Genomic DNA, 3,915 nt, shown 5'->3' on the forward strand with positions numbered 1-3,915 from the left:
AAGCGGCCGCCGTCACTTCGCTCCTCAAGCTCGAAGCCCACTACGCCCGCCGCGGGATCACGCGCGTCACGGAAATGATGGCGGAGCGCGGCCCCGTCGACATGCTCTCTGTGTGGCGGAAGGCCCAGGCCCAAGGCCTCAGCGTGCTCTGCGGCATCTACCAGACGTGGACGGGCGGGCGCGACCCCTACGGGATGCCGGAGCTCTCGGACGACGAAAAGACGGGCGATGCCCGGATCGCGGGCGTCAAGCTCTTCTCGGACGGGAGCGTTTCGGCCAAAAGCGCCAAGGTGCGCGTGCCCTACGCCGACGGGACGACGGGCGAGAGCCTGATCGACGATGAGGTCTTCCGCGCGGCCTTCGCCTGGGCGAAGCGGAACGGCGTGCAGGTCTCGATTCACGTGATGGGGGACGCGACGCTCGAACACATTCTCGAATTGGTCGAGCCGTTGGAGCCCTGGATGGAGGGCGTGCCGTCGGTGCGTCTCGAGCACGCCTCCTTCGTGCCGGACGATCTGCTGGAAAGGATCCTGGCGGTGAAGGCCGGGATCGGCATCACCACGCAGCCGATCTTCCCCTTCGCCGAGTGGCCGGCGTACAGGGCCTCCTTGACGGAGGCGCGTCTCTCGGAAGTCATGCCCCTGGCGAAGCTCGCGGGGACGGATCTGCCCTTGGCGCTCTCGTCCGACGCACCCGCCACCACCTGGGCCGATCCGGACGACGTCTTCGCGACCTTGCAGAGCGCCACGACCCGCGTCGACGCCTCGGGACGCAGCTTCGGGGCGGGCGAGGCGGTCGAGATGAGAACGGCGTTGTCGCTCTACGGTGCGCGCGCCGCGCGGGTGATGCCCGCACTTTCTCCCTACGGCTTCGGCGGCACGATGCGCCCGGGCGAACGCGCGGACTTCATGCGGTTGTCGGAAGACCCGCTCGCGGTGCCCGGTGCGGACGTGCGGCGCGTCAAGGTGCTGGCGACGGTGTCCGCCGGGGTGTTGCGGTACGGGGAGCTCGGGTGACGGGCGTCGAAAAGCTTCCTCAAAACCCTCCAACCCCACAAGACGACGAAAGGCCCGCACCGTTCGCGCGGTGCGGGCCTCCCCACAACCAGTCTCGGACCCCGTCCGGGAGAAGAGAGAGGACGGGGTCCGAGCTCGGAAACGAAGCCTGGAGAGGTCGGGGTCGACCGGAGCAGGCGGGAGTGGTGCGATTACTTCAGGCCGAGGGCGTACTTGGCCGCATGTTCGCCTGCGCGGCGACCGAAAACCACGGTATCCGCCACGGCATTTCCACCTAAGCGGTTCAGGCCGTGCACACCGCCGGTGACTTCACCTGCGGCGTAGAGCCCCGGAATCGGACGGCTCTGGATGTCGAGCACTTCGCTCTCGGGCGTGATCGCGACGCCGCCCATCGTGTGATGGATGCCGGGCGCGACGTGGACCGCGTAGAAGGGACCCTTGTCGATCGAGAGCGGCATGTCGGGGCGGCCGAACGCTTCGTCCTTGCCCGCGGCGCGGTACTTGTTGTAGGCGGAAACGGTCGCTTCAAGCGTCTTCGGATCCATCCCGGTCGCCTTGGCGAGCTCACCGACCGTGTCGGCCTTCTTCAGCATCCCGAGGTGGTCGTAACCGCGGACCATCTTGGCCTTCCCGTAGAGCTGGCTGTCGAAGACGAGCCAGGCCGTACGGTCGGGCTGCGCGAGGATGGCGTCGGACGCACGGTCGCGGGTCGTGAGTTCATTCACGAAGCGCGCACCTTCGCTGTTCACCATGATGGCACCCACGCCGCGGACGGTTTCCGAAATCAGGATGCGGCTGTCCTTGCCCACGGTCGGGTGCGCCTGCACCCAGTCGATGTCGACCGTCGAAGCGCCGATGTTGAGGGCCATGCGGATGCCGTCCCCGGTGCTCGTCACGTTGTTCGAGCTCGTCATGCCCTTGAAGGTCGGACGGTACCAGGCGATCATCTCCTGGTTCATGCCGTAGCCGCCCGTGGCGAGCACGATCGCCTTCGCGGCTACCTTGTAGTAGCCCGTGTGCTTCCCGTGCACGATCACGCTTTCGATCTTGTGGTCGGCGTCGAGGTTGATCTTGACGACGCGGGAGTTGAGTCGGGCGGGAACGCCGTCCTTCTCGGCCTGCGCGCGCAGCACGTCGATGATGTGCGGACCCACGGAGAGGCCGCCCGCCGGACGGTGCGTGCGGTCGACCTTGGCGCCGCCCGAGCGCTTGAGGTCGTCCATGTTCGCGCCCATGTCTTCCAGCCACTTGATGCCGGCGGCGGATTCTTCCGCAAGGATCTTCACGAGCGCCGGGTCGTTCTTGCCGCGGCCGCCCTTCATCGTGTCTTCGATGTAGCTCTCGACCGAGTCCTTCACGCCCTTCTTCGCCTGCTGGGGCGTCCCCACGGCGTTGTAGCCGCCGGCGGCGAGCATGGAGTTCCCGCCCGAGAACGCGTGCTTTTCAAGGAGCAGCACGGACGCCCCCGCGCGCTTCGCGCTGATCGCGGCGTTGTAGCCGGTGCTCCCGGCACCGATCACGAGCACGTCGACCGTTTCGCGCGGGGCTTCGGCGAGCGCCTTCGCGACGGCGGCCTCATCGACGCCCTTGTCCCAGTTCTCCTTCGCGGCGGCGTCGGCAAACGGGAGCTTCATGTCGAAGGTGTGGCAGTCGTTGCAGGCGAGCTTGGGCTTTTCGTGCGCCGCGTGGCAGACCGTGCAGTTGATGTCGCCGAGGTGCGAGGCGTGCGGGTTGAAGCGCAGATCCTTCGTCTTCTCAGCCAAAGCCTTGTAGTCGCCGTGGCAGGTTTCACACTTCTGGTTCAGGGCGCGTTCGTCGTCGGGGACGTTCGCGGCCGTCACGGCGTTCGTGTCGTGACAGACGGCGCAGCCGCCGAGGGCGGCGTGAAAACCGGCCAAATCGCCCGCGGCGGCGACGCTGCCCGAAAGGGCGACGCCCAACGCGAGGGCCGTGATCTTCATTTTGAACATGGGACTCTCCTTCGAAATTCTCAAACGGTCGTGCGCCCGGAGTCTGGGGTCGTGAGGGGCGCCGACCGGCAAGCCGGGCACTCTACGCGGCGTTCGGGAAGGAGGGTTTGAGTTGTTCTTGAAGAGGTGTTGAGGAAGCCTCAATGCTTCGCCGCGGGCGCCTTCGCGAGCGACGCCCGCACGTGCTCGACGAAGCGGCGGGCGGCGTCAGGCAAAGGCCTCGACTTCGCGTGCGCGAAGACGAGGGGGCGGAGCGCCCAGGGTTCGTCGATCAGCACGACCGTAAGCCCGGAAGCTCCGGGAAACCGGGCGAGTGCGGAGCGCGGGACGATCGCGACGCCCGCGCCCGAGAGTACCATTTCGAGGAGCAGCGAGAAGGAGGGCATCTCGACGACCGGCGCGTAGGTGAGGCCGAGCGCGCGGGCGCGCTCACGCATCGCGTGCCCCATCGGCGTCGTCTCGATGAGGCCGATGTAGGGGAAACCGAGTATGGTCGGGAGGTCGGCGCGGTCCGACGCCGCCAACGGATGACCAGGGGGCGTCACGAGGATGTGGCGGTCGACCGTGAGCGGAATGATCTCGACCTCGTCCGCGTGATCCCTGGCCGCCGACTCGATGCAGAAGGCGAGCTCGGCTTGACCGGCCAAAACCTCCAGAATCGTCTCGGTGCTCTTTCGTTCGAGAAACGTGAGCCGCACGGTTTCGTCGGCCAAGAAGCTCCCCACCGCGGGCGCGAGGTAGTTCTGAATGCCGGAACTGTTGGATGCGATGCGCAGCGTCGTGCGCTCGCCCTCGCGGAAGGCACCCAAGGCGGTCTCCATCTTTGCGGCCGCGGAGAGGATCCCCTCGGCGTGCGCCCGCATCGCGAGACCGGCGGGCGTGAGCGTGAGCCCGCGCGTTTCGCGCACGAAGAGCGTCGTTCCGAGGGC

Annotated in this window: 3 protein-coding genes; 1 reads left to right on the top strand and 2 read right to left on the bottom strand. The window is 67.3% G+C overall.

Features of this window, described 5'->3' with window-relative positions; genetic code table 11:
- Positions 1-1,016, top strand: a 1,016-nt coding sequence (locus HMPREF9440_RS11245; protein ID WP_008542619.1) for an amidohydrolase family protein, incomplete at its 5' end; no start/stop codon positions are given.
- Between the two features lie 191 nt (positions 1,017-1,207).
- Here the strand turns inward: HMPREF9440_RS11245 and HMPREF9440_RS06415 are convergent.
- The gene (locus HMPREF9440_RS06415) at positions 1,208-2,986 is read right to left on the bottom strand and encodes a flavocytochrome c (RefSeq protein WP_008542620.1); all 1,779 of its coding nucleotides are present in this window, start codon (positions 2,984-2,986) and stop codon (positions 1,208-1,210) included.
- A 140-nt stretch (positions 2,987-3,126) separates the two neighbouring features.
- Positions 3,127-3,915, bottom strand: a 789-nt coding sequence (locus tag HMPREF9440_RS06420) for a LysR substrate-binding domain-containing protein (RefSeq protein ID WP_040764376.1), incomplete at its 5' end; no start/stop codon positions are given.

Source organism: Sutterella parvirubra YIT 11816 (genome assembly GCF_000250875.1).
Lineage (GTDB): Bacteria > Pseudomonadota > Gammaproteobacteria > Burkholderiales > Burkholderiaceae_F > Sutterella > Sutterella parvirubra.